Source organism: Chromohalobacter sp. HP20-39 (assembly GCF_033052815.1).
In the GTDB taxonomy this organism is placed as follows: domain Bacteria; phylum Pseudomonadota; class Gammaproteobacteria; order Pseudomonadales; family Halomonadaceae; genus Chromohalobacter.
This window is the reverse complement of record NZ_JAWHTP010001100.1, coordinates 1-240: the sequence shown is the minus strand read 5'-3', so window position 1 is coordinate 240 and position 240 is coordinate 1. Positions and strand designations below refer to the sequence as shown.

Below are 240 nucleotides of genomic sequence, written 5' to 3'. Positions count from 1 at the left end.
CAACGCCGGTGGCCACGGCTCCGGCATTAGGTGCGTGACGTTGCGTGCCGGCTCGGTACCGGGCTCGCCGTTGCGGTCCGGATCAAGCTCGTAGAAGTCGGTGGCCTTCAAGGTATGGAACCGCTGGCCACCGTACAAGGGGTACACCTCGACTTCACAGCCACGGCCTCGGAAATGCTTCGCGGTGTCGTCTGCTTCACTGCGCGTGCGTACCAGCAATACTTTGTATCCGCTCACAGC

Annotated in this window: 1 protein-coding gene; it reads right to left on the bottom strand. The window is 62.5% G+C overall.

The features are described from left to right. Positions 1-219, bottom strand: a 219-nt coding sequence (locus tag RVY79_RS21320; protein WP_317466619.1) for a hypothetical protein, incomplete at its 3' end; no start/stop codon positions are given. Between the last annotated feature and the right edge of the window lie 21 nt (positions 220-240).